This is a genomic window from Mesobacillus stamsii (genome assembly GCF_030814065.1).
Lineage (GTDB): Bacteria > Bacillota > Bacilli > Bacillales > Cytobacillaceae > Mesobacillus > Mesobacillus stamsii.
Genome location: NZ_JAUSUN010000019.1, coordinates 13,819 through 37,699, shown reverse-complemented (window position 1 = coordinate 37,699; position 23,881 = coordinate 13,819). Strand labels below are relative to the sequence as shown.

The 23,881-nt window shown below is 41.6% G+C and carries 21 protein-coding genes and 1 riboswitch; of the genes, 16 read left to right on the top strand and 5 right to left on the bottom strand.

Annotated features, from left to right (window positions below):
- Positions 1–15 precede the first annotated feature (15 nt).
- Complete coding sequence (locus J2S25_RS14150) at positions 16–1,368, top strand: L-cystine transporter (RefSeq protein ID WP_198528194.1); 1,353 nt, start codon at positions 16–18, stop codon at positions 1,366–1,368.
- Between the two features lie 1,030 nt (positions 1,369–2,398).
- Here the strand turns inward: J2S25_RS14150 and J2S25_RS14145 are convergent.
- Entirely contained in the window at positions 2,399–3,700 is a 1,302-nt protein-coding gene (locus J2S25_RS14145; protein WP_307192214.1) for an NCS2 family permease, read from the bottom strand.
- A 172-nt stretch (positions 3,701–3,872) separates the two neighbouring features.
- Here J2S25_RS14145 and J2S25_RS14140 point away from each other — a divergent pair, with 172 nt between their 5' ends.
- From J2S25_RS14140 to J2S25_RS14125, 4 genes are all read left to right on the top strand, one after another.
- On the top strand, positions 3,873–4,055 hold the full coding sequence (locus J2S25_RS14140; RefSeq protein ID WP_307192213.1) for an H-type small acid-soluble spore protein: 183 nt from the start codon (positions 3,873–3,875) through the stop codon (positions 4,053–4,055).
- 111 nt (positions 4,056–4,166) lie between these two features.
- The gene (locus tag J2S25_RS14135) at positions 4,167–4,550 is read left to right on the top strand and encodes a DUF302 domain-containing protein (RefSeq protein WP_307192212.1); all 384 of its coding nucleotides are present in this window, start codon (positions 4,167–4,169) and stop codon (positions 4,548–4,550) included.
- Positions 4,551–4,785: 235 nt separating this feature from the next.
- Entirely contained in the window at positions 4,786–5,613 is an 828-nt protein-coding gene (locus tag J2S25_RS14130; protein WP_439117503.1) for an aldo/keto reductase, read from the top strand.
- A 368-nt stretch (positions 5,614–5,981) separates the two neighbouring features.
- Positions 5,982–6,236, top strand: coding sequence for a GlsB/YeaQ/YmgE family stress response membrane protein (locus tag J2S25_RS14125; RefSeq protein ID WP_044393996.1), 255 nt, complete (start codon positions 5,982–5,984; stop codon positions 6,234–6,236).
- A 48-nt stretch (positions 6,237–6,284) separates the two neighbouring features.
- Here the strand turns inward: J2S25_RS14125 and J2S25_RS14120 are convergent, their stop codons facing one another.
- Complete coding sequence (locus J2S25_RS14120) at positions 6,285–7,196, bottom strand: RluA family pseudouridine synthase (protein ID WP_044393995.1); 912 nt, start codon at positions 7,194–7,196, stop codon at positions 6,285–6,287.
- A gap of 151 nt (positions 7,197–7,347) precedes the next feature.
- Between J2S25_RS14120 and J2S25_RS14115 the strand changes: the two genes are divergently transcribed.
- Entirely contained in the window at positions 7,348–7,746 is a 399-nt protein-coding gene (locus tag J2S25_RS14115; protein WP_044393993.1) for a YhcU family protein, read from the top strand.
- Between the two features lie 49 nt (positions 7,747–7,795).
- Here J2S25_RS14115 and J2S25_RS14110 read toward each other — a convergent pair whose 3' ends face one another.
- Complete coding sequence (locus J2S25_RS14110) at positions 7,796–8,266, bottom strand: thioredoxin family protein (RefSeq protein ID WP_044393990.1); 471 nt, start codon at positions 8,264–8,266, stop codon at positions 7,796–7,798.
- Between the two features lie 237 nt (positions 8,267–8,503).
- Here J2S25_RS14110 and J2S25_RS14105 point away from each other — a divergent pair, with 237 nt between their 5' ends.
- Positions 8,504–10,042: a bifunctional GNAT family N-acetyltransferase/carbon-nitrogen hydrolase family protein gene (locus J2S25_RS14105; RefSeq protein ID WP_307192211.1), complete on the top strand. Its 1,539-nt coding sequence runs from the start codon at positions 8,504–8,506 to the stop codon at positions 10,040–10,042.
- 80 nt (positions 10,043–10,122) lie between these two features.
- A complete protein-coding gene (locus J2S25_RS14100; RefSeq protein ID WP_307192210.1) occupies positions 10,123–11,868 on the top strand; it encodes a phospho-sugar mutase in 1,746 nt (581 codons plus the stop codon).
- A 71-nt stretch (positions 11,869–11,939) separates the two neighbouring features.
- Here the strand turns inward: J2S25_RS14100 and J2S25_RS14095 are convergent, their stop codons facing one another.
- On the bottom strand, positions 11,940–12,191 hold the full coding sequence (locus J2S25_RS14095; protein ID WP_044393986.1) for a YhdB family protein: 252 nt from the start codon (positions 12,189–12,191) through the stop codon (positions 11,940–11,942).
- 135 nt (positions 12,192–12,326) lie between these two features.
- On the opposite strand from J2S25_RS14095, the gene J2S25_RS14090 reads away from it, so the two are divergent.
- The 8 genes from J2S25_RS14090 to J2S25_RS14055 all read left to right on the top strand — a co-directional run bounded on the left by J2S25_RS14090 (position 12,327) and on the right by J2S25_RS14055 (position 22,323).
- Positions 12,327–12,650 carry a DUF3889 domain-containing protein gene (locus tag J2S25_RS14090; protein WP_307192209.1) on the top strand — a complete coding sequence of 108 codons (324 nt, stop codon included), beginning with the start codon at positions 12,327–12,329 and terminating at the stop codon, positions 12,648–12,650.
- A gap of 68 nt (positions 12,651–12,718) precedes the next feature.
- Positions 12,719–14,125 carry a SpoVR family protein gene (locus J2S25_RS14085; protein ID WP_307192208.1) on the top strand — a complete coding sequence of 469 codons (1,407 nt, stop codon included), beginning with the start codon at positions 12,719–12,721 and terminating at the stop codon, positions 14,123–14,125.
- A gap of 158 nt (positions 14,126–14,283) precedes the next feature.
- On the top strand, positions 14,284–15,195 hold the full coding sequence (locus tag J2S25_RS14080) for a cation diffusion facilitator family transporter (protein WP_307192207.1): 912 nt from the start codon (positions 14,284–14,286) through the stop codon (positions 15,193–15,195).
- Between the two features lie 73 nt (positions 15,196–15,268).
- A complete protein-coding gene (locus tag J2S25_RS14075) occupies positions 15,269–15,655 on the top strand; it encodes a YidH family protein (RefSeq protein WP_307192206.1) in 387 nt (128 codons plus the stop codon).
- A 94-nt stretch (positions 15,656–15,749) separates the two neighbouring features.
- A complete protein-coding gene (locus J2S25_RS14070) occupies positions 15,750–18,125 on the top strand; it encodes a sensor domain-containing protein (protein WP_307192205.1) in 2,376 nt (791 codons plus the stop codon).
- 28 nt (positions 18,126–18,153) lie between these two features.
- Positions 18,154–18,253, top strand: a riboswitch (guanidine-I (ykkC/yxkD leader).
- An 80-nt stretch (positions 18,254–18,333) separates the two neighbouring features.
- Positions 18,334–18,657, top strand: a complete 324-nt coding sequence (gene sugE / locus J2S25_RS14065) for a quaternary ammonium compound efflux SMR transporter SugE (protein ID WP_307192204.1) — start codon at positions 18,334–18,336, stop codon at positions 18,655–18,657.
- Between the two features lie 760 nt (positions 18,658–19,417).
- Positions 19,418–21,214, top strand: a complete 1,797-nt coding sequence (locus J2S25_RS14060) for a TIGR04190 family B12-binding domain/radical SAM domain protein (RefSeq protein ID WP_439117502.1) — start codon at positions 19,418–19,420, stop codon at positions 21,212–21,214.
- 161 nt (positions 21,215–21,375) lie between these two features.
- Positions 21,376–22,323 (top strand): cation diffusion facilitator family transporter, encoded by a 948-nt coding sequence (locus tag J2S25_RS14055; protein WP_044393974.1) that lies wholly within the window; start codon positions 21,376–21,378, stop codon positions 22,321–22,323.
- A gap of 44 nt (positions 22,324–22,367) precedes the next feature.
- On the opposite strand, the gene J2S25_RS14050 is transcribed toward J2S25_RS14055, so the two are convergent.
- The gene (locus J2S25_RS14050) at positions 22,368–23,714 is read right to left on the bottom strand and encodes a hemolysin family protein (RefSeq protein WP_307192202.1); all 1,347 of its coding nucleotides are present in this window, start codon (positions 23,712–23,714) and stop codon (positions 22,368–22,370) included.
- Positions 23,715–23,881 lie beyond the last annotated feature (167 nt).

Genomic DNA, 23,881 nt, shown 5'->3' with positions numbered 1-23,881 from the left:
GTAAATATTTTGATCATGCTGGGCATTCTCGCTGTTCTTTTTTACATGCAAAAAAAGCATGTATCTTTTTCTAAACGAGTTTTCATTGCACTGGGAATTGGGATTGTGTTTGGTTTTGCATTGCAATTCATTTATGGAGTGGGTTCTGAAGTCCTCACGAAGAGTGCGGAATGGTTCTCGATCGTGGGAAGCGGTTATGTTAAATTCCTGCAAATGGTAGTCATGCCGCTTGTATTCATTTCCATTCTTGCTGCATTTACAAAACTGAAGCTCACGAATAATATCGGTAAAATCAGTACCCTGATCCTCGGCTTGCTGGTTGGTACAACAGCTGTCGCAGCAATGGTCGGGATAGTGACTGCAGTAGGATTCGACCTTGAAGCAGTTCAAATCAATCAAGGGGAGGCAGAGCAAGCACAGACTATGAAACTTGAGGAAACCTATGGGGGAATCGAAGGACGCACAATGCCGCAGCAAATTCTCGATCTGTTGCCGGCCAATCCATTTCTGGACTTCACGGGTGCAAGGCCGACATCTACAATATCTGTCGTGATATTCGCGGCTTTCCTGGGAATCGCATTTCTTGGAGTCAGGAGGAAGTCTCCTGAACAGGCAGAGCTTTTTGCTAAAATCGTAGATGCTTTTTATGCAGTCATCATGAGAGTAGTCACGCTGATCCTGCGACTGACTCCGTATGGCGTTCTTGCCATCATGACAAAAACGGTGGCATTAAGCGATTTTGCTGCAATTATTAACTTGGGCAAATTTGTAGTTGCTTCTTATGTGGCACTGACGATCATGTTCATCATCCACTTGCTTCTATTGACTATTTCTGGATTGAATCCGGTCACTTACATCAAAAAAGCATTTCCTGTTCTAGCGTTTGCATTCACTTCAAGAACGAGTGCAGGAGCACTGCCTTTAAATATCAAAACGCAGCGCTCACTGGGGGTACCAGAAGGAATCGCAAACTTTGCAGGCTCCTTCGGATTATCAATTGGACAGAACGGCTGCGCTGGTATTTATCCGGCAATGCTCGCAGTTATGATTGCGCCAACTGTTGGGATTGACCCTTTATCACCATCCTTTATCGCAACCGTGATTGCGATCGTTGCGATCAGTTCCTTTGGAGTTGCTGGAGTTGGAGGCGGGGCTACCTTTGCAGCCTTACTCGTGCTGTCAGCATTGGACCTCCCAGTGGGCCTTGCCGGCTTGCTGATTTCAATTGAACCATTGATTGATATGGGACGCACAGCAGTAAATGTCAGCGGCTCGATGACTTCAGGAATCCTGACAAGCAGAATCACTAAGGAAATCGATCCGACCATTTATACAGACATGAATCAAAAAATCGAAGCGGAAGCGTAAGGATACTAAAAAAAAAGCGAGCTATGGGGCAAGAAGTATATTTTTGTTCGTGGATACTTTTTTTTATACTGTGTGTTTCTATCTTTCTGCCAGCGGAGTGGAAGTTTCAGAGTTTCTAAGAGGCTACACTAGACAATTCGAAATGAGGGTAGCGAATCGGAAAAATTATTCTCATTTTTTCCCATAACATAAACGAGCCAAGATATCTTCGGCATGTTTCGGACGAGCATCACATGAAATTAAATAAGATACGCGAGATCCATATTTTGTTTAAAACTTCAAGGAAAGCGGTACGTAATCTATTTCGCTGGTCCAAATGACCAAAATTATATTAATTAGGGAATTAACTGGGTATCTTTCCGCATGAAAGATGCCCTTATGGAGATGGAAATGCCTGCATAAGGGTATCTTTCCGCATGAGAGATGCTCTTATAGAGGTGAAAATGCTCGCATAAGGGTATCTTTCAGCATGAGAGATGCCCTTATAGAGGTGAAAATGCTCGCATAAGGGTATCTTTCCGCATGAAAGATGCCCTTATAGAGGTGAAATTGCCTGCATAAGGGTATCTTTCCGCATGAGAGATGCTCTTATAGAGGTGAAATTGCTTGCATAAGGGTATCTTTCCGCTTGAATTGCACCCTTATGGCAGTTTTTTAGTAAAAAATATACGAAACATAAAATTTGGCAGTTGTGATTTTCAATTCGCTCGTTCAAACAGGCTTAAAAGAGTAAACTTGCTAAACAATCAGGATGGGCGCTATAAAAAACAACTACCAGATTAAGGAGTTTTATCACAATCCCATATTACGCCCTTATTTCTTTACGAGTGGGAAGTTAAGTCCAATTTCCCACTCATTTTAAAAACTAAAGTGGGGAGGACTTGTTTTTCTTAAAATTTATCGGACTTTTTAAGTGCTCTCAGCAAAGCGACGAGGAGCCCCGCGGAAAGCGAGTGTCATCCGTTCCAATCAACAGCCCCGATGATCAGCCAAACCAAAAAAAGACCGGGCGAAGTTTGCCCGGTTTTTCTTAATGAGGCAAGAATGCAAGCTGGTAAAAGAACAGGACTGCGAAAACATAAAGCAGCGGGTGGACGTCACGCCATTTTCCTCTGACGACTTTTAGAAGAGGATAGGAAATGAAGCCAAGTGCGATTCCTGTAGCAATGCTCGATGTTAGCGGCATGCTCAGGATGATTAAAAATGCAGGGAAGGCTTCATCAAGTTCATCCCATGTGATGTTAGAGATGCTTCCCATCATCAGACTTCCGACAATGATCAATGCCGGTGCAGTAATAGCGGACAATCCAGAAACTGCACTTACAAGCGGTCCGAAGAAAGCAGCAAAAATGAACAAGCCTGCAACTGTCAGTGAAGTAAGTCCAGTACGTCCGCCTGCTGCTACACCAGCAGACGATTCAATGTAAGCAGTCGTCGGACTAGTTCCGAACATGGCCCCAAAAGCAGTGGCAATGGAGTCAGAAAGAAGTGCTTGCCGAGCTCGCGGTAATGAATTCCCCTTCATCAGTCCTGCTTGATGAGCAACACCGATCATTGTACCGGTCGTATCGAAAATAGTTACCAAGATAAAAGAAAAGACAACTGCATACAAGCTATTTTGGATTACATCCATCAATGCTGTCCAAGGATTTAGGACAATCATCCCTTCAGGCAGAGAAGGCATCGCCATGAAACCGTCATTGAAATTCAGCTGTCCAGTGAAAAAGGCAATCATGCCTGTGGCAACCATGCCAAGGAAAAGAGCCCCTTTGATGTTGAGCACCATTAAGATAAGCGTAATGGCAAGTCCACCCAAAGCAAGCAGTGCGGATGGTGAATGTAGATCCCCGAGTGCAACCAGATTTGTTGGATGGGCGGTGATGATCCCCGTCAGGCGCAAGCCAATAAAAGCAATGAACAGGCCGATTCCAGCAGTAATTCCATGTTTTAGATTGACAGGGATTGCTTCGATTAATTTCTCGCGGAACGATGTCAGCGAGAGGATGATAAACAGTAAACCAGCGATAAATACAGCGGCGAAAGCCGTCTCATACGTAATATTTTGGTGGTTGCCGACAACGGAATAGGCGAAGTAAGCATTCAAACCCATGCCCGGAGCAATCGCAATCGGATAATTAGCAAATAAAGCCATCCACAATGTACCGATGACAGCAGCGATGATGGTCGCGGTGAAAACCTGTTCAAAAGGAACACCAGCATCAGCTAGGATGATGGGATTGACGACTACGATATAAACCATTGTGAAGAAGGTTGTAAACCCAGCCATCAATTCAGTTTTAATGGTTGTGTTGTTCTCTTTTAATTTAAACATAACTCCTCCAAAATACGAACGTTTTTTTAACACAATAAATATAATATTCGTTTTTATTTTGTTTTACAAGAGAAAACTTAACCGAAGTTTGGAAAGTTTCCTTTATTGTTCCGCATAAAAACGAAAGCTTCTAGCTAAAATAGTGGAGAAAATGGTTTATGGAGGGAAAGAAATGGATTTGAACCGGGTGAAGCAAATTCTATCTTCGTCTGCAGAAATTGATGTTGTCTACAATGGGGCATCTGTTTGGATTGATCATTTAAGTGAAGATGGACGGACGGCAACTGTTCATCTTCGTGGACCACTCGAAGAGAGAACAACTGTTGAGATTTCGGAGTTGCAAGAAAGATTTTAATTAAGGACATATTACCGCCGGTATGCAAAAAAATGTACGGCGGTTTTATTGTATGGCACAATGTAAATAGTACCTATAATATAGGTATCAAAATTGAAAGGAGAGATGAAGATGTTCCATTATACCATTGAAGTGGACAAGTCATTGAATGAAGCGGTTTCAGCACTGGAAGCAAGCTTAAAAAGCGAAAAATTTGGTGTCCTTTGGTCGTTAAATATGAAGGAAACATTGGCTGGGAAAGGTGTAGAGCTAGACGGAGACTATCTTATCCTTGAAGTATGCAATCCACATGAAGCAAAGCGGGTACTTGAGAAAAATCCCCTTGTAAGCTATTTTCTGCCATGCAAAATTGTTGTGTATAAAGAAAACGGTTCAACAAAGATCGGCCTACCGAAACCTACTGAATTGATCAGGTTTGTAGACAATGACGATCTCCAAGTGATTGCCTCAGACATCGAAAATAGACTGATCGGAGCAATAGATAGAGTTAAATAACAAAACAAAGCCCTAGGTACCCTCCTGGGGCTTTGTTTTTCTTTTCGAAAGAAGAGAAAAATCAAAGTTGTCCGGCTGTTTAGGACAAATTTTTGCCGGGAACATAGAGAGTGAGTGATGATGAAAATAGCGGCTATCCAGCCGTTTATATAGATTTAGCGGCTGCTCTTGTGCAGTCGCTTTTATTTGTAATCCATTCTGGCGAGGGATAAAATGGGGGAAAGGAGGGGATTTCTTGGAAAGTATTTATGATAAAATCAAGCTACATAATGGTGTGGAAATGCCTGTACTTGGTTTGGGTGTATACAAAGTAGAACAAGGAAATCAAATTGAGGAAACGATTCATACAGCACTTGAATTGGGGTATCGGTTGATTGATACAGCTTCGTTTTATCAGAATGAAGAAGGCGTTGGCATGGCGATCCGGAATAGCGGCATCCCAAGGGAAGAGTTATTTATTACCTCGAAGGTCTGGAATTCAGACCAAGGATATGACAATGCATGGAGAGCCTTCGACGAAAGTCTGGAAAAACTAGGGCTTGAATACCTGGATTTGTACTTGATCCATTGGCCAGTAAAAGGGAAGTACATCGAAACATGGCGTGCCCTTGAAAAACGATATCAGGAGGGCAGGGTGAAAGCGATTGGTGTTAGCAATTTTAAGATCCATCATTTGCAGGATCTCCTTTCCCAGAGTAAGGAAAGGCCAGTGATTAATCAGGTGGAACTTCATCCGTTGCTTGCACAGACTGAGCTTCGGGAGTATTGCCGGCAAAACGACATCGCAGTGGAAGCGTGGTCGCCATTATCAAGGGGAAGGTTCCTGAATGAACCAATACTAGGAAACATCGCAGATCGCCACGGAAAAACCCCGGCTCAAGTTATCTTAAGATGGCATCTGCAGCACGATATCATTCCTATTCCAAAATCAGTCACACCGTCCAGGCTAAAAGAAAATGCCGACGTATTTAATTTCCGGCTCAGTGAACAAGAAATAGCGGAAATTGATGGACTTAATAAGGAACAGCGTTTTGGAGCGGATCCCGACTATATCGATTTTTAACAAAACGGATTGAGTTTTATCGATCCGTTATTTTTTTTGTGAAACTGGATACACTAAAGCAGTGAAAGTACCCGGTGCAAGTTTTAAAACAAATGTAATTACGAGTAGGTTTTAAAATCTTCTGAGGGTGGTAATGTAGGTGTACAGGCAGAAACGCCTTGGCTCTCACTGCTTGAACGCTGCAGGATCTCTGGTTTAACCTCATCGATAAAGAGGTAAGATACTATTAGAACAAGCTGATTCGCTCCCGGGAAGCAAATGGATCAGCAAGTCCTAATAACACAAACTGCAGTAAGAAAAATAGGTGCAAGTACACCTGGCACTACTACTTAACTTTACATTCACATTTATAAGGAGGAATAACAATTATGTTAAGTTTTCTTTGGGCATTAATTATTGGTGGTATTATTGGATGGATTGCAGGGCTGATCCTTGGAAGAGATATTCCAGGTGGAGTAATCGGCAATATTATCGCAGGTTTCTTAGGAGCTTGGATTGGACAAGCCATCCTTGGCAACTGGGGACCAGTGGTTTCCGACTTTGCGATTATTCCAGCATTGATTGGTGCAATTGCGTTAGTATTCATCGTCAGCCTCGTTATGAAAAGCATGCGCAAAGCTTAAATAAAGAAAGTAAGAGCCCTTCCGGTGTGGAAGGGCTCTTTGATTTTATCAAATGCTATACGGATCAATAGTAAAAATTGGTTCCTCATCGATAAATGGAGCATGACAGGTGATTTTTTCCTGTGTAAACGGATGAGTGAATTCCAATTTAACTGCATGCAGCGCTTGGCGGGAAACTCCATCACTCCCCCCGTAAAGCAAGTCTCCCGTGAGCGGATGACCAATGGCACTAAAGTGGACGCGAATTTGGTGAGTCCTGCCTGTCGCCAATGAACATTGGACAAGGGTGTGTTGTTTCTTTTTTTCTATCACATGAAAATAGGTAATTGCCTGTTGGCCGTTCTCGGAAACACGCCTTTTTGTTGGGTGATGCCGGTCCCGTCCAATCGGCTTATCAATTATTCCTTTTTTCTGTCTGATGATCCCATCTGTCAGCGCCAAGTAGGTTCTTTTGATGGAACGTTCTTGAAGCATCTTATCAAGGATGGCGGCAGTGAGCGGGTTTTTTGCAAAAAGAACAGCACCTGTAGTATCACGGTCGAGTCTGTGAATATGGCGCGGACGGCTTACTTCACCGCTTGCCAGCAAATGAAATGCAGCTGCGTTAGCAAGGGTGCCCGTCTGGCCATCTTCGTTTGGATGGGTATCCATTCCAGCTGGCTTATTGAAGACAATTAGGTGATCATCTTCATAAATGATATCGACATTTAAATACTGAGGAATGTGGGTTGGTTTTTCCTCGGTAAAAAGCTTCAGACTTAATCGGGCATTCTTTTGAAATGGAAGTGTCCAATCAGGCACTTGCCCGTTTAGTAAGACGCTTTTTTCCATTCGGAATGCATGAACAAGCTTTTTCGGTGCCATCCAAAAATCCTTGAATAGCGTTTCAAGCGTGTATTTTTCCCATTCTTCAGGTACTGTGATTTCAAGCCAACTGCCTTTTTTATTTGTGTGAATCATCGTACTCTCCTCTTCTATGTGGTCAGATTCCCGATTTGTCGGCTTTTACCTTCCTGATGGTCATAATTACCACCCGGTTAGCTGGCATGGATATGTTATTCTAAGAATATATATTGCAGTGATATTACAAAGGGAAAAAGGTGGGTCGACATTGAAAATTGTTTATGCGTCTACGCCCGGACAAGAAGAAAAAATTGTAGAACTTGCAAATTATTTTTACACTGATATTTTTCCATTATACTTTACGGATGAAGACATACAGGATTTTGAAAGGCTGGAAGTATTACATATAAGGCAGGAACAATTCGAAAGATTCAGTACACTTGGAGATGCTTTCCAAGTGATAACAAGTATGCAAACACTGATTTCGATTCTGGAGTCAGGTAATATTCCTAAAAAATATCAGATGATGTTTCGTAAAAATGTCCAAATTTTGACGAACTATGGGATTTGCTTCCCGTTTAATTACAGTCAATTCTCTGAATCCAACCATATCCATCTAGAGTATATCAGTACGTATACAAAAGCAGCCAACAGACTATTATTATAGAATTACGATCGCGAAAGAAAACGCCTGCTTAATCCACAGGCGTTTTTGGCTATTTCAAGGTGTTTTCATTAAACCAATCTTGAAAAGTGGCTGCTTCTTGGTATCCGACAATTCGGGCGACTTCTTCCCCATTCTTGTACTGGACAATGGTGGGAGTTGATTGGATTCCGTATTTATCCCAGCCTTGTTCGAATTCGAGAAGATTGTATTGTACTAGCTCAACATTCATATCCTTTGCAAGTGGTGCGACCACAGGGGTTGTACGGACACAGTGAGAGCATGTTGGACTAAAAAAGTAAACCGTAACATCTTCTCCAGCGTCAAGCTTGTTAGCTAGTTCATCAGGGAGGATGATGTTTTGATAGTTTGGATCATCCAGCTGCTTAACGGTTTCAGGATGGAGCGTATCCTTTCCATAAGGATTATTTCCAGCTTTCTCCTCATTCTGCGCTTTCGTGACAAAAAATAAAGCCGCGAACAATCCGATGATGATAACCAAAAAAATAATAACTTTCTTCAACTGAAGTTTCCTCCTTCACTTTCTTCCAACTAACTCAGGGTTAAAGAAACAACTATCCCTCCTTCCATCTTAAGGAATGGATAGAAATATTTCAATTCCCTTTTCCTAAAATAATTTTTCCGAATCAATCAGGAGAAGCTAAATCGTGTCATACTTTTGGCTGATTGCGGGTATAGGGCATGATGGGGTATTTTTTATACATAAAAGCGAGACGATTAAGAAAGGGTGCAATGTTAAATGACGGAGCTGGATTTGTCTAAATTTGAAAAAAAAATGATGATTCGAAATACGATGCCTTCTGATATGGAGGAAATCATTAAACTGCAAAATAGCTGCTTTCCAGGTATGGAGCCTTGGAAGCGTGACCAGTTGGAAAGCCATCTGGACATTTTTCCCGAAGGCCAGTTTGTAGCGGAATATGATGGCAGGGTGGTCGGGTCCTGTTCGAGTCTAATCATCAATTTCGATGAATACGATGATCGCCACAGCTGGGATGATATTACCGATGAAGGCTATATTACCAATCATAATCCCGATGGCTATAACTTATACGGAATTGAAGTTATGACTCATCCTGACTTTAGGAGAATGAAGGTCGGCTATCGGCTGTACGAGGCAAGAAAAGATCTTGCCCGGCAGATGAACTTGAAGAGTATCATTATTGGCGGACGGATTCCGAATTATCATCTGCATGGGAAGGAAATGTCACCTCGTGAGTATGTAAGACAGGTTACATCACATAAAATATATGATCCCGTTCTCTCTTTTCAGTTAAGAAATGATTTCATATTAATGAGGATTAATCCGAATTACTTGCCGGATGACCTTCAGTCAAACAAATATGCAACCTTGATGGAATGGAATAATGTCGACTATCATCCGAAATCGAAGCGGTTTTTCAAAACAAGCAATCCGGTACGCATTTGTGTTGTCCAATATATGATGAGGCAAATTCATTCTTTTGAGGACTTTGCCCACCAAGTTGAATATTTCATTGATGTTGCTTCAGATGCTGGATCGGATTTTGCGGTGTTTCCGGAAATTTTCACGACCCAGCTCATGTCATTCATGAATGAAAAATCACCTTCGCTGGCCGTCCGCCATGTGGCTGAATATACAGAACAATATATTGAACTTTTTACTGATTTAGCTGTCCGTTATAATGTCAATATTATTGGCGGTTCCCATCTTGTTAAAGAAGAAGATGAAGAAGTCTATAATATTTCCTATCTGTTCCGACGCGATGGCACAATCGATAAGCAATATAAGCTTCACATTACACCAAATGAGCGCAGGTGGTGGGGCATTAGCCCTGGGAATGAATTGAGAGTGTTTGATACCGACTCGGGGAAAATTGCTATCCTGATCTGTTATGATGTTGAATTTCCTGAGCTTTCCAGGATCGCCACCGATATGGGGGCGAAAATCATTTTCACCCCGTTTTGTACAGAAGATCGCCAAGGATATCTTCGCGTCCGTTACTGTGCACAGGCAAGAGCAGTCGAGAATCAAGTGTACACTGTTATCTCAGGAACAGTAGGAAACCTGCCACAAACAGAAAATATGGATATCCAGTATGCCCAGTCTGGGATTTTTGCGCCGTCTGATTTTGAATTTGCTAGGGACGGGATTGTCGGTGAAACCAACCCGAACATCGAAATGGTCATGATTGGCGACGTCGACCTCGAAATTCTTCGCCGCCAGCGCCAGGATGGAACGGTGCGCCAGTTGAAAGACCGCAGACACGATCTTTATCGGATTCAGTACAAAAAGTAAGCATAAAAGATATCAAACATGATCTATCTTGTTTTATAATTAGCAGTAAGATTTAAATCTTTTTTTCGGGAGGTCATTCGATGGATTGGAGAATGAACGCTGACAAGTGGCTTCGTTTTGCCGGATTGGATCCGAAGCTTAAAATCGAACTTGATTCATTAAAGGGCGATGAGAAACATTTAGAAGAAGCGTTTTACAAAAATCTTGAATTTGGAACTGGAGGAATGCGCGGCGAGATTGGCGTCGGAACCAATCGCATGAATATGTACACCGTGCGCAAAGCATCGGCTGGACTGGCAGCATACATAGAAGAACATGGGGATGAGGCAAAGCAGCGCGGTGTCGTGATTGCCTATGATTCCCGTCATAAGTCAGCGGAATTCGCGATGGAAGCTGCTAAGACTTTAGCCACCCGTGGGATCCAGACATATGTCTTTGAAGAATTAAGGCCGACTCCTGAGCTGTCCTTTGCTGTCCGATACTTGCATGCATATTCTGGAATCGTAATAACGGCTAGCCATAATCCACCTGAGTACAATGGCTATAAGGTGTACGGTCCTGATGGTGGACAGCTTACGACTGACAGTGCTGACTTAGTCATTTCAAAAGTGAATGCAATAGAAAATGAATTGTCACTCGAAGTGCTGGACGAGCAGGAGCTAAAGGAAAAAGGGCTGATCAAAATGATTGGGCCTGAAGTGGACCGAGCTTATCTCGAGAAACTGATGACTATTTCCGAAAATCCTTCATTATCGGACGAAACCAATGTCAAAGTGGTTTTTACTCCATTGCATGGAACGGCTAATATGCCAGTGCGCAATATTCTGACCAATTTGAAGTACCAGAATGTTGTAGTAGTAAAGGAGCAGGAGCTGCCAGATCCAGAATTTTCTACAGTGAAAAGTCCGAATCCAGAAGAACATGCTGCTTTTGAACTGGCAATCCGCGAAGGGAAAAAAATCGATGCAGATATCTTGATCGCAACAGATCCCGATGCAGACCGTCTTGGTATTGCGGTAAAGGATAAGGACGGAGAGTACACGGTGCTCACAGGTAACCAGACAGGAGCTTTGTTGCTGCACTATATTCTTACTCAGAAAAAGGAAAAAGGTACGCTCCATGCCAATGGAATCGTGTTAAAAACAATCGTTACGTCCGAACTTGGACGAAGAATTGCTTCGGCTTTCGGACTTAAAACGATGGATGTCCTGACTGGCTTTAAGTTCATTGCGGAGAAAATAAAGCAATTTGAAGCGACTGGCGAATATAAGTTCTTGTTCGGGTACGAAGAAAGCTATGGCTACCTGATCGGTGACTTTTCTCGCGATAAAGATGCCGTCCAGGCTGCAATGCTTTCAGTCGAAGTATGCGCCTATTATAAAAAGAAGGGCATGTCTTTATACGAAGCGCTTCTTAGTGTATTTGAAGAGTATGGTTACTATCAGGAAGGGCTTCGTTCCCTTACGCTGAAAGGCAAAGAAGGCGCCGATTTAATCGAGAAAACGCTACGGGTTTTCCGCAGGGAGCCGCTTAAACAGCTAGGTGAATGGAAAGTCACGATGATCGAGGACTATTTGACAGGAGTAAGAGTGAAAGAGGGTAGCGAGGAGGAAAAAATCGTCCTTCCATCCTCCAATGTGATCAAATACTATCTTGAAGATGGGTCGTGGATGTGTTTGAGACCATCAGGTACCGAGCCGAAAATCAAATTTTATTTTGGTGTGAATGATCGAAATCTCATGGACAGCAAGCTGAAACTCAAAAAGGTCGAGCAGGAATTCATGGAACTCGTTGACAAAAAAATGCAAGCTGCTAAAAATTTGTAAAACCGTATAAAAAAGCTGAAAACACGGCACCTTAATTAAGGTGCCGTGTTATTTTGGTGGAATTCTCTAGCTTAAATCGAACCGGTAGCGGTTTCCAGGCCTTCATCGCCGCCGGCTTCATTTGCGTGGTCAATGTATCTTAACAGGGAATACAGGCTTCTCTCAATGACAGTATAGTCTTTTTCGAAATGATAAGCGTGGAGAAAATGTTCAATTTTCTTTGCCAGGAATTGATCCTTTGTCCTGACCATCAAGATGAGCAAGTTATCCCATTGAGATCGATGGGTGTAAAATAATGCGCGATCATAATCCGTTTGATTCATTGTATATCCTCCTTATGAGGAGTTGATTATATTATATGGAGTTGGGTGCAGAACTTCCTCAGCAAATCTTGGTCGTCTTTGTTTACAGGGTTTTTAAATATTTACCTGTATAATTACAGGAAGGAGTGTTTTTTTATGAAACAATATTTTGTGTCAGCAGCGATAACCTTGTACTTGTTGATCGGCTTCCTGCCGATCAACAGTAACGCGCAGAGACCTGACTATGAAAGGTATGGCCGGATTGCAACAGCGGTGATCAAAGAAGAATTTCCTGGTGAGGCGAGTCAGGATTATAAATATATGGGCCGAAATCAAATGGATGATCTAACGGTTCAGGACTCCTTCCAGTACAAAATTACTGGGAAAGAAAAACCGGTTTTTATGACGGTGCAAGTAACCCATGATCTCAAAAACAACCGGTTAATCAGCCTTAGCATCACGGCACATTACCAGCCGTAAAATTGTTAACCTGTTCATCTTTCTCCTTTTTTGCTCATACATTGATGTAAGAGGGGAAAGGGGGAGAGATGGTGTCGGAAGAACAAAGGTCGCTAGAATATGCCATTTCTGAAATTACTGAAATTGCGAAGGGATTCGGTCTGGATTTTTATCCGATGCGGTATGAAATTTGTCCTGCAGAAATCATCTATACATTTGGTGCTTACGGAATGCCAACGAGGTTTTCGCATTGGAGTTTCGGGAAACAGTTCCATAAAATGAAGCTTCATTATGATTTAGGGCTATCAAAAATTTATGAGTTGGTGATCAATTCGAATCCTTGTTATGCTTTCCTGCTCGATTCGAATTCGCTTATCCAGAACAAATTGATTGTTGCTCACGTACTTGCTCACTGCGATTTTTTTAAAAATAATGCTCGTTTTCATAATACGAAAAGAGATATGGTTGAAAGCATGGCGGCAACTGCTGACAGGATCCGCAAATATGAAATCGAACATGGAAAACAAAAGGTAGAGTCCTTTCTCGATGCTGTGTTGGCGATTGAAGAGCATATTGATCCTTCTTTGATGAGGCCAAAGCTCGCAAGGTCCATGGAAGAGGATGAAGGCGATGAGGAGCCGGTTTCGGCAACGACTCCTTATGATGATCTTTGGAATCTGGAAACGAAGGATGTCCCGCCAAAAGAACGCAAAAAGAAATTTCCGCCGAGACCAGAGAAAGACCTCCTTTTGTTCATTGAAAGCTACAGCCGGGAATTAGCTGACTGGCAAAGGGATATCCTAACAATGATGCGCGAGGAAATGCTCTATTTTTGGCCGCAGTTGGAGACGAAAATCATGAACGAAGGCTGGGCATCTTATTGGCATCAGCGCATCCTCCGCGAGATGGATCTAACTGGCGGAGAATCCATTGAGTTCGCCAAATTGAATGCTGGTGTCGTTCAGCCTTCGAAAACAGGAATCAATCCATATTACCTGGGTATCAAAATTTTTGAAGATATTGAAGAACGGTATGATCATCCAACGGAGGAAATGAAACGTCTTGGTGTCAAACCTGGTTCAGGAAGGGAAAAAATGTTCGAAGTCCGAGAGATTGAATCGGATAGTTCATTTTTACGTAATTACTTGACTAAGGATCTGGTGATGCGTGAGGATTTATATCTCTTTCAAAAGCAGGGGAGAGAATACAAAGTCGTGGACAAAGCATGGGAACTCGTTCGTGACCAGCTCGTAAGCATGAGAGTAAATGGCGGTTTTCCTTATTTGACAGTAACCGATGGCGATTATCTTAAAAATGGCGAGCTTTATATTACACATGGCTTCGAAGGAATAGAATTGGACATTAAATACCTTGAAAAAGTTCTTCCCTATCTCCATCAGCTTTGGGGACGGAATTGCCATATTGAAACAGTTGTCGAAGGCAGGGCTATGCTTTATACGTTCGATGGAAAAGGTGTTCACCGTAAATATTTATAAGTCTTGGATAAAGCCGCTGAATACCAGCGGCTTTTCGTGTTTCAAGCTGATAATAAAAGTGAATAGGAATAGAGAAGCTAATAGTTGAACCATACTCGTAATTAAGTCATAATCATCTATAGGAACAATTGTTCATTTTCCGAAAGGAGGCTGACAAAATGGGGCATAATCATTCTCATAGTCATGGTCACAGTCATTCAAACAATAAAAAGGCATTATTATGGTCCTTCCTTTTAATCGCCAGTTATATGGTGGTGGAAGGGATTGGCGGCTTTCTCACCAATAGTCTCGCGCTTCTATCCGATGCCGGCCACATGCTTTCTGATGCAGCTGCACTTGGGTTGAGTTTATTTGCAATGAAGCTTGGCGAAAAAAAAGCGACCAATTTGAAAACATATGGCTTTAAACGTTTTGAAATTATTGCCGCCGCACTTAATGGCTTGACATTGATCATTATTTCGCTTTATATCTTTGTCGAAGCGTATCATCGCATGGCTAATCCACCAGAAGTGCAAAGTCTTGGAATGCTGACCATTTCAGTTATCGGATTGCTGGTCAATATTTTGGCAGCATGGATGCTAATGCGTGGTGACAAAGAGGAGAATTTGAACGTAAGGAGTGCATTTCTGCATGTATTAGGTGACATGCTTGGTTCAGTTGGAGCAATCGTTGCTGCATTGCTTATTTACTTTTTTGGCTGGGGACTTGCAGATCCGATCGCTAGTATATTCGTCGCAATCCTGATCATTATCAGCGGATGGCGGATTACTAAGGAGAGTTTTCATATCTTGATGGAAGGGACGCCAGAACAAATTAAATTAGCAGAAGTGAAAGAGGAAATAATGAAGATTCCACTAGTTAGAGATGTCCATGATATTCATGTTTGGTCGATCACATCAGGGGTTTTCATGCTTAGCGGCCATATTTCGGTTGAAGGAAAGGGAACACATGACCATGTCCTAAGAGCAGCGCAGACACTTCTGCATGACCGTTTTGGAATCGACCACAGTACGCTCCAAGTCGAAGCGGAGGAACAAGGTTGCCCTTGTGCGCATGAGCCTTGTAATTAGAGCATGTTCTATGCTTGATGAATAACGATTACTAATCGGGTGGAAAGATAACATAGGTAGGACAAGAGGCGGAATGAAAGTGAGGATGGGAATGGAAGAGAACAAAACGCTTGAATCAAAATATATTCAACAGCATCTTGCGAATGAACGAACTTATCTTGCGTGGGTCAGGACATCCATTACTATTATTGGGATTGGATTTTTGGCATCAAGTCTGCATTTCAATAATATCAAAGAAGTAAGCCAACTTGCCGACACGATCGCAGTTTTTGTGAGCATCTTTTCCTTGCTAGTTGGTCTTGCCATCTTGGCTCTTGCCACCAGACATTATTTTTTCGTTCAGAGAAATATTAATAGCCAAACCTTCGAATCAGCAAATAGACTGATAAAAGTATCGACAGGAATCATCTTTTTTATATTCTTGCTGCTCGGATTGTATTTAATTTCTATTTTATTTTGATCTTGAATTTGTACTGCTTAAAATTCGCTGTTTATGGCCGATAAATGAAATAGAAGGAAAAGCAGCGATAAAAAACGCAAAAGCAGAGGGCAGGATGGAGATCCCTTACATGTACATATTTGACGTAAAAACATTTGCCTTGACCACCGTATTTTTGATCATTTCCTTATTGATGGGGGTCGAATTTACTAGGCAGGTCAAAAAAAATCCGGTTCGAAAAAAACGAAGAAGTATTCTGTATTCTCTACTTCTGGCAGCTATCTTTTTATTGACACACTTATTTGTGATCATTTCAGCAGATATTCCTTTTTCAACGGACAACTTCTATTTATTCCTTCTACTGTTTTTTGGCATATGTTCGCTAGGTGCATACTCAGCTATGAGACTGTTGCAAAGCGATATTGCCACTACGCCACAGTATATTTATACAAGTATGCTGATCGCCACCACCATTCTGTTTGCAGAGTATACAGCCTTTCACCTCATTTTTAGCGATGCAACGGAGATACAGTGGATGTTAGCAATGTTAAGCACGTTAATGGTAACAGTCACCTCTTTTTTGCTGGTCAGGTTTATAATCCAAATTACGAATGAGGATCTCTACGAATTTATAAAGAAATATAAGTATTTGGGGAGTATCTTTGGGGGAATGGCCCTAGGTGGTATTCCATATATTGTCTTGACTTCGATGATACCGACTACGGAAGAAGCTGGATTCCAATCCTTTTTGGCTCCCTTCCTTTATATGGCTGCCGCTAATTTCCTCTTTATGCTTATCCCTGATCTTTTCGGTGAAAAATTGATCTTAAAAAATGTCCAATCTCATTTATCCTTGTTTAGCCATAATCCAGATTCTGTTTTCAGGGTTGATTTACAAGGAATGATCCTGAATGTGAACAAAGAGGCAGTTGAGTTGACAGGCTATACAGCCAGTGAACTCACTGGTCTCGATTTTATCGAGTTGATTGCCGACCGCGAAGAAAGCGAGAAAATTAGAAGGTATTATAGGAAAGTACTCAGCGGAGAGACAAAGGTAATTGAAACGACCTTAAAGAAAGCGGATTTGACCTCTGCTGAAGTGAGGATCACAGCTGTCAGAATCATCGTAAGGAATACGACTATTGGTGTTTTTGGAATTGTCAGGGATATTACGGAACAGAAAAAAACAGATAAAATGATTAAGTATCTAGCGTATCATGATGATCTGACAAACTTGCCGAACCGGCGACAGTTAGAGAAAGTGATGGCAAGATTGGATAGTAAGGGTGAAATTTTTTCTTTGATTTACCTTGATTTTAATCGTTTTAAAAGGATCAATGATACATTTGGTCACTCGTTTGGAGATCAGATTCTTGAACAAATCGGCAGACAGCTTGCTAAAGTAACACCTGGTAACTGCCTGGCTTCTAGAATTGGTGGGGACGAGTTTGCGATTCTCGTGACAAAAGGGAATAAACCAGAAAGAGTAGCAGACGAGGTGGTTAAGGCATTCCAGACACCGGTCTTTGCCGGTGGAATGGAGTTTTTGATTACTGCAAGTATCGGGATTGCTCGTTTTCCGGATGATACAAGTGATCTTGAGGTTCTGCTGAAGTACGCCGATATGGCTATGTATAAAGCGAAGCAGAACGGGACAAATGATTTTCAATTTTTTGACAAGAGTATGGTCGATCAGGATGTCAATAAATTTGAACTGGAGAATGACTTGCGAAACGCAATCAAAAACGATTCGCTTACCGTATACTATCAGCCAAAGTACAATGCAAACACTAATAATATCACCGGGGCAGAAGCGTTGGCGAGATGGAAGCATCCTCGTCATGGCATGATTCCTCCTGGGGTGTTTATCCCGATTGCTGAAGAGGCGAACTTGATCGTGTCCCTGGAAAGGATGATTATCAGGCAGGTATTCAGCCAGCTTGTTGTTTGGAAGGGGCAGAAATACCAGGTTCCGCGGACATCCATCAATATCTCAATCATTCATTTTTACCAGGAAGATTTCGTAAAGTTCATGCACCAATCTCTTATAGAGTATGATTTAAGTGGGGAATTGATAGAAATTGAAGTGACCGAAAGCATTATGATCAAAAAAGAAGATGGAATCAATGAACAGCTTCAGGCACTTAGGGAAATGGGGATTGAAGTCAGCATTGATGATTTCGGAACAGGGTATAGCTCCTTGAGTTATTTAAGCAAGCTTTCTGTTGATCGCTTGAAAATTGATCAAAGCTTTGTTGCCCATTCTCAGGAAAATAGTGAAATTATCTCTACGATCGTATCGATGGCAACGAACCTTAACTTGAAGGTCATCGCAGAGGGAGTGGAGACAGAATCTCAGATTGACTTGCTAAAGTCACTTGGTTGCCAGGAAGTCCAGGGCTATTACTATTCACCGCCGCTGCCCTCGGCAGAATATGAAACCAAGATGAACAGAGAGTTCCCTGAGAATGAACACGTTCTTTTGACTTGAGACTTCCGTTATGATACTATTCCAAATATGAAAAGTCCTCTAGGGTTCCGCAGCTGTATGGCTGGACTGGTCCGAGAGAGGACGCACAGGAACACATGTGTACACGGAGGGAAAAAAACCCGGGAGATATCGATGGATATCTCCCGGGTTTTTTTACTGAAATTTCGTAACAAGGTGCCCTGATTTTATATGAAAGGGAGGAATCAATATGGCGTGGATTTTTTTAGTGATCGCTGGCTTATTTGAAGTTGTATGGGCGATTGGCCTGAAGTATACGGATGGATTTACCAAGCTTTATCCATCGCTAATCACACTCGCTGGGATGGGAATAAGCTTTTATTTTTTATCCATGGCTGTTAAAACACTGCCGATTGGTACTGCTTATGCCATCTGGACGGGGATAGGTGCAGCCGGTGCCGTGCTGCTTGGAATCGTGTTGTTCGGGGAGCCGCGCAGTCTTCTGAGATTGTTGTTTGTAGCTTTCATTTTAATTGGAATCATTGGTCTGAAGGCAACTTCCGGAAGCAATTGATCTAGCCATAAAATCAGGCATTTAAAGCGAAAAGAAATGTCTGAAGGGATTTTTACTTTCCAGGAAAGAGATTGCCGAGGTGCAATCTCTTTTTTTCAAGCATTTTTTTCATAGAAAACCTCTTTCGAACCATTACATTAGATGAGATAATCTCTTTCATTTAGAATGAACTCCTTTTAAAAAGTATTTAAGTAAGTTAGTTGATTATGATTTAAGGTTACTAATAAGCCGTATTGGTGACCAAAAAATCGTAGAATTCCTGAACGGAGGAATTTCGTGGATGCAACCGGACAAATGGTGAAATTCGCCGGAATATGCCACTAATCCTGCAGCATATGAAGCTGACCAAAGAGCAGGCGGGCTCCTCTATTAGATGAACTAAAATCGAGAAAACAGGTCACCAAATTGCTTATTGGTGCTAAAAATGCCTATACACCTAGCATATGATCTCCGTTCTGATCAAGTTCTGTCTGAAGCAGGAGAAGGAAACGGCTAGTAGAAAGGTGCTTGCCACTAGGTAGTTGCGACAATCATAAAGGCGCTTGCGCTTTTCTTGCTATATCCACAAAATTTTCATAAGTCCACAAACCCTTGTTATACATGATTAGGAAACGCTTTCACACTTTTAAGAACGCGGCAGTTCACAATATCGATACCTTTCTTTGTCTTCAACGAAGAGTGCTGGAGTTATGATAAAAGTATCTTCAACTTGTTCTGATATTGCAATTTTAATAGATTCTATTTTTACGAGGTGAGTGCGTTGAAATTCGATTTAGTTCTTCTCCATGCACCAAGTGTTTATGATTTCCGCAAGAATGCATTGTTGGCTGGCCCAATCAGTGATGTTGTACCATCATCTCCAGTATTTGAAATGTATCCAATTGGGCTGACGAGTATTGCAGAATATTTAGAGCGTCAAGGGCTGCGTGTGAAGATCCTCAATATCGCAAACCGGATGCTGATGGATGAGAGCTTCGATGTCGAAAAGAAGCTAAAAAAAATTAAGACACGGGCCTTTGGGATTGATCTTCACTGGCTGCCCCATGCACATGGCAGCATCGAGCTTGCAAAAATAGTCAAAAAGCTTCATCCAGAAATCCCGATCGTTTTTGGTGGACTATCTGCCACTTATTACCATAAGGAATTAATTGAGTATCCCTTCATTGATTATGTCCTGAGAGGGGATTCTACCGAAAAACTGATGTTGCAATTGATGAAGTATATAAAATTTGGAACCTATCCGCTTGACGGAATTGCCAATTTAACATGGAAGGATAGCAACCAACCGGTTTACAATGCACTGAGCTATGTTCCAGATAGTCTGGATGAATTTGATATTCCTGGATATCGCTACACGATCAAATCGGTGTTTAAGTATCGAAACTTCCTAGATCCTCTCCCTTATAATGGCTGGTTGCAATATCCGAATACAGCGATTCTCACGGCAAAAGGGTGCACCCAAGGATGCCTGATTTGTGGAGGCTCCAAGCAATCATACAAGGATAATTGCAACCGCAAAGTGCTTGCCAAACGTTCCCCTGAGAAATTGATTGAGGACATTTTGTTCATTCAACGATTCAGCAGGGCGCCAATCTTCATTCTTCATGATATCCGCCAGGCAGGCAAAGAGTATGTGGATGATTTTTTCGAGCGGCTCAGTAAAATTAAGCTTAAAAATGAACTGGTTTTTGAACTGTTTCAGTTTGCAAATGAAGAGTACTTTGAAAAAATAGAGAAGGCTGTGCCGAAGTATAGCATTGAATTAACCCTAGAGACACATGATGAAAAAATTCGCCGATTCAATGGGAAATTCAACTGCACGAATGCGAAAGTCATTGAAACACTTCAGTCTGCATTAAAGCACAGCTGCAAAAAAATAGACATTTTCTTCATGGTGGGTATCCCGCATCAAGATACCCAAAGTGCACTAAAAAATGTCGATTTTTGTGAGGAAATTCATAATGCCTGCGGTGAAGATAAGCGGTTATCGTATTTTGTCGCTCCGCTTGCGCCGTTTCTCGATCCGGCAAGCCCAGCTTTTGAACATCCGGAGAAATACGGCTATAAAAAGTTCTGCAATACAATTGAAGATCATCGAAAAGCAATCACCCAGCCTTCCTGGAAATATATGCTTAGCTTTGAAACAGAATATATGACTAGAGATGAAATAGTCCAATCAACCTATGATTCTGCTAAAAAACTGAATGAATTCAAGTGGAAGTATGATCTTGTTGACAAGAAAACGCATGATGAAGTCATCGAAAAAATTGACAAATCACTGGAATATATAGAGAAAATTGATCAAATTGTTGCCCTGCCTGAAGAAGAAAAAAATCGTCAGTTGGCCCTCCTAAGCAAGGAAATGGAGGAGGTCAACAAATACAGTATTTGCGGAAAGCATGAGCTAAAATGGGAAGTGAAAAAGCATTACGCAAATATCTTCTCTCTGACTTCGATTGGATTGGAACTCCTGGCAGAGGACATTTTAATCAATGTTAAGCAACGGTTTAAAGCGGATCAAAAGCAACTTGCAGAAACTTCAAAAAGCCGAATATGAATAGCGAATCAAAAGCCGTCAGTGGACAATTCTGGCGGCTATTTTTCTATTTAAAAAAATCTTTTAGGCAATCATTCGAGAACATCCATGTTTAAAGATGCTTGAAATGTGAAAAATATAAGAGAATCAGAAAGTAATTAGCGGATGGAGGAAGGGAATCGATGATAGAATTTTTAAAAAGAGGAAACAAATCCTCGGGAATTGCTGCGCTAGGAAATACATTCCTTGCCATCATTAAAGGAGTTGCGGCAGGTATCAGTGGAAGTGGTACGATGTTGGCTACGACCCTTCATTCAATTGCCGATGCTCTAAATCAATTTTTTGTATTCATTGGCAGTTCCATTTCAGAAAAGGAAGCAACTAAAAGGTTTCCAACCGGTTTTGGAAGGGTTGTGAATTTATTTGTACTTTTAGCTGTCATTATTATTTCTATTATGGCGTACGAAACAATCCTCAAGGGATGGGAACTGATTCAGCATCCAAAATCTTCTTCTAATATGTGGTTGAACGTACTGATCATGATAGTATCAGTTCTTGTCGATGGCAGTATCCTGATTAAGGCAATGAAGGAAATCTCCCATGAAACGAGAAGTGAAGCAACAGGTTTTGGGATAATCCCTAACGCTTTTAAAAAAGTAAGTTTTGCTGCGCCTCCGACAAGATTGGTATTCTATGAGGATTTAATCGCAACATTCGGTGCGCTGATTGCTTTGGTTTCCATTGTACTTGCTGATGTAACTGGCTTTTATTTGCTCGATGGCATTGGAACTTTATTAATTGGCATTTTGCTGGTTGGAATTGCTGTGAAGATTGGCTATGAAAATACCGTTGGCTTAATTGGTGTAGCGGCACCAAAGGTAGTGGAGGACCGGATTGCTCAGTTGATCCTGTCCGATCCAGATGTGGTGGATATTAATACACTAAGAATTATTCAAGAGGGTAGACAGTATCATGTTGAAAGCTATTTAGAACTTCGTAAAGGACTGACACTGGCAGATGCCGATGATATTAAGTTTAGGGTCCGGGATAAAGTGCTGGCAGATCCGGATGTGGACGATGTAGTAATGGGTATCATCGAAGCGGATGATGTCCAGACGTGGAAACTTTAAAAAGATGAAAAAGCCCAGACAGTAAAATCTGTCCGGGCTTTTGATTAAGAGACTACTTCAGTCTTGTTTATAAAAAAATTTTCTGATGGTTCTCGTTCGGGTTGTTTTGTCACTTCAATATACTTGATGTGATGTTCTTCCATTTCAATGATTTTGAAATGGTACATGCCGAAACTGACCACGTCTCCCTGTTTTACTTCATAATTCTTGGTAAGGATCCAGCCTCCGAGTGTATCTACGTCTTCATCATTAATCTCAAGGGCAAGAAGATCATTTAGCTCGCTTACAAGCATTTTCGCATCAATAATATAGTGGCTTTCTTTAATTTTGCGAATCATAGGCACTTCATCCATATCGAACTCGTCACGAATTTCGCCTACAATTTCCTCCAGGATATCTTCAACTGTCACAAGTCCTGACGTACCTCCGTATTCGTCCATCAAGATCGCCATGTGAATGCGTTCCTTTTGCATTTTTACCAGCAAATCATGAATCGGAATGCTGTCAATGACTCTGATAATAGGGCGAATATAAGATGCGATTGCTTTTTTGCCGCGGTCCTGATCTTGAATCAAATCAGTCATGAACTCCTTGATGTTAACGAGACCGACGATATGGTCCTTGTCGCCATCAATGACAGGATAGCGGGTGAATTTTTCATCTTTTACAATCTGAAGGAAAGTCTCCAGTGAATCTTCCATCGACAAGGAAATGATTTCGGTACGTGGCACCATGATTTCCTTAGCAATCCTGTTGTCGAATTCGAAGATTTTATTTACATACTTAAACTCTGACTGGTTGATTTCGCCACTTTTTAAGCTTTCAGAAAGAATAATGCGCAGTTCCTCTTCAGAATGTGCTAAATCATTTTCTGAGGCAGGCTTAAGTCCGAATAGGCCAACTGTAAGGCGTGCAGATCCATTTAATATCCAAATAAATGGATACATAACCTTATAAAATAAGATCAGCGGACCTGCGGTATTCAACGATACCCACTCTGCTTTTTGAATTGCTAAAGTCTTTGGAGCCAATTCACCAATTACGACATGTAGGAATGTAATGGCTGCAAAGGCAATTCCAACAGACAAGATATGACCTAGAGACGGAGAGACATTCAGTCTAATGAACAACGGCTCCAGTAATTTGGCTATTGTCGGTTCTCCGAGCCAGCCAATAGCAAGGGCGGTAACCGTGATTCCCAATTGGCAAGCTGAAAGATATTCATCCAAGCCGCTAATGACTCTTTTGGCCAGTATCGCTTTTTTGTTGCCTTCTTCTATTAATTGGTCTATTCTGGAAGTTCGCACTTTAACGATCGCAAATTCCGAAACGACAAAAAATGCCGTTAGCGCAATTAAAATGGCAATCCAAACCAAGTTAAATATGTCCAAATAAATTCCCTTAACCCACAGATCTGCAGGTAAGGAGTCACCTCCTAGTAAATTAAGCTTTATTGACTTCAATTAAATAAATAAAATTTTTCAAGAATCTGCAACGGCCCATTTCCGTGGCTGGATCAGCCAAGGCCCATTACCTGTTATGCTGTTCCGTCCGCTCG

What these genes read in the sequence shown, in the direction of transcription:
- sugE (WP_307192204.1), top strand. Translation starts at nt 18,334, where the DNA reads ATGGCGTGGATTTTTTTAGTGATCGCTGGCTTATTTGAAGTTGTATGG.
- J2S25_RS14095 (WP_044393986.1), bottom strand. Translation starts at nt 12,191, where the DNA reads ATGAATCAAACGGATTATGATCGCGCATTATTTTACACCCATCGATCT.
- J2S25_RS14125 (WP_044393996.1), top strand. Translation starts at nt 5,982, where the DNA reads ATGTTAAGTTTTCTTTGGGCATTAATTATTGGTGGTATTATTGGATGG.
- J2S25_RS14100 (WP_307192210.1), top strand. Translation starts at nt 10,123, where the DNA reads ATGGATTGGAGAATGAACGCTGACAAGTGGCTTCGTTTTGCCGGATTG.
- J2S25_RS14085 (WP_307192208.1), top strand. Translation starts at nt 12,719, where the DNA reads ATGGTGTCGGAAGAACAAAGGTCGCTAGAATATGCCATTTCTGAAATT.
- J2S25_RS14055 (WP_044393974.1), top strand. Translation starts at nt 21,376, where the DNA reads ATGATAGAATTTTTAAAAAGAGGAAACAAATCCTCGGGAATTGCTGCG.
- J2S25_RS14135 (WP_307192212.1), top strand. Translation starts at nt 4,167, where the DNA reads ATGTTCCATTATACCATTGAAGTGGACAAGTCATTGAATGAAGCGGTT.
- J2S25_RS14070 (WP_307192205.1), top strand. Translation starts at nt 15,750, where the DNA reads ATGGAGATCCCTTACATGTACATATTTGACGTAAAAACATTTGCCTTG.
- J2S25_RS14120 (WP_044393995.1), bottom strand. Translation starts at nt 7,196, where the DNA reads ATGATTCACACAAATAAAAAAGGCAGTTGGCTTGAAATCACAGTACCT.
- J2S25_RS14140 (WP_307192213.1), top strand. Translation starts at nt 3,873, where the DNA reads ATGGATTTGAACCGGGTGAAGCAAATTCTATCTTCGTCTGCAGAAATT.
- J2S25_RS14145 (WP_307192214.1), bottom strand. Translation starts at nt 3,700, where the DNA reads ATGTTTAAATTAAAAGAGAACAACACAACCATTAAAACTGAATTGATG.
- J2S25_RS14105 (WP_307192211.1), top strand. Translation starts at nt 8,504, where the DNA reads ATGACGGAGCTGGATTTGTCTAAATTTGAAAAAAAAATGATGATTCGA.
- J2S25_RS14075 (WP_307192206.1), top strand. Translation starts at nt 15,269, where the DNA reads ATGAAAGTGAGGATGGGAATGGAAGAGAACAAAACGCTTGAATCAAAA.
- J2S25_RS14090 (WP_307192209.1), top strand. Translation starts at nt 12,327, where the DNA reads ATGAAACAATATTTTGTGTCAGCAGCGATAACCTTGTACTTGTTGATC.
- J2S25_RS14150 (WP_198528194.1), top strand. Translation starts at nt 16, where the DNA reads ATGCTGGGCATTCTCGCTGTTCTTTTTTACATGCAAAAAAAGCATGTA.
- J2S25_RS14080 (WP_307192207.1), top strand. Translation starts at nt 14,284, where the DNA reads ATGGGGCATAATCATTCTCATAGTCATGGTCACAGTCATTCAAACAAT.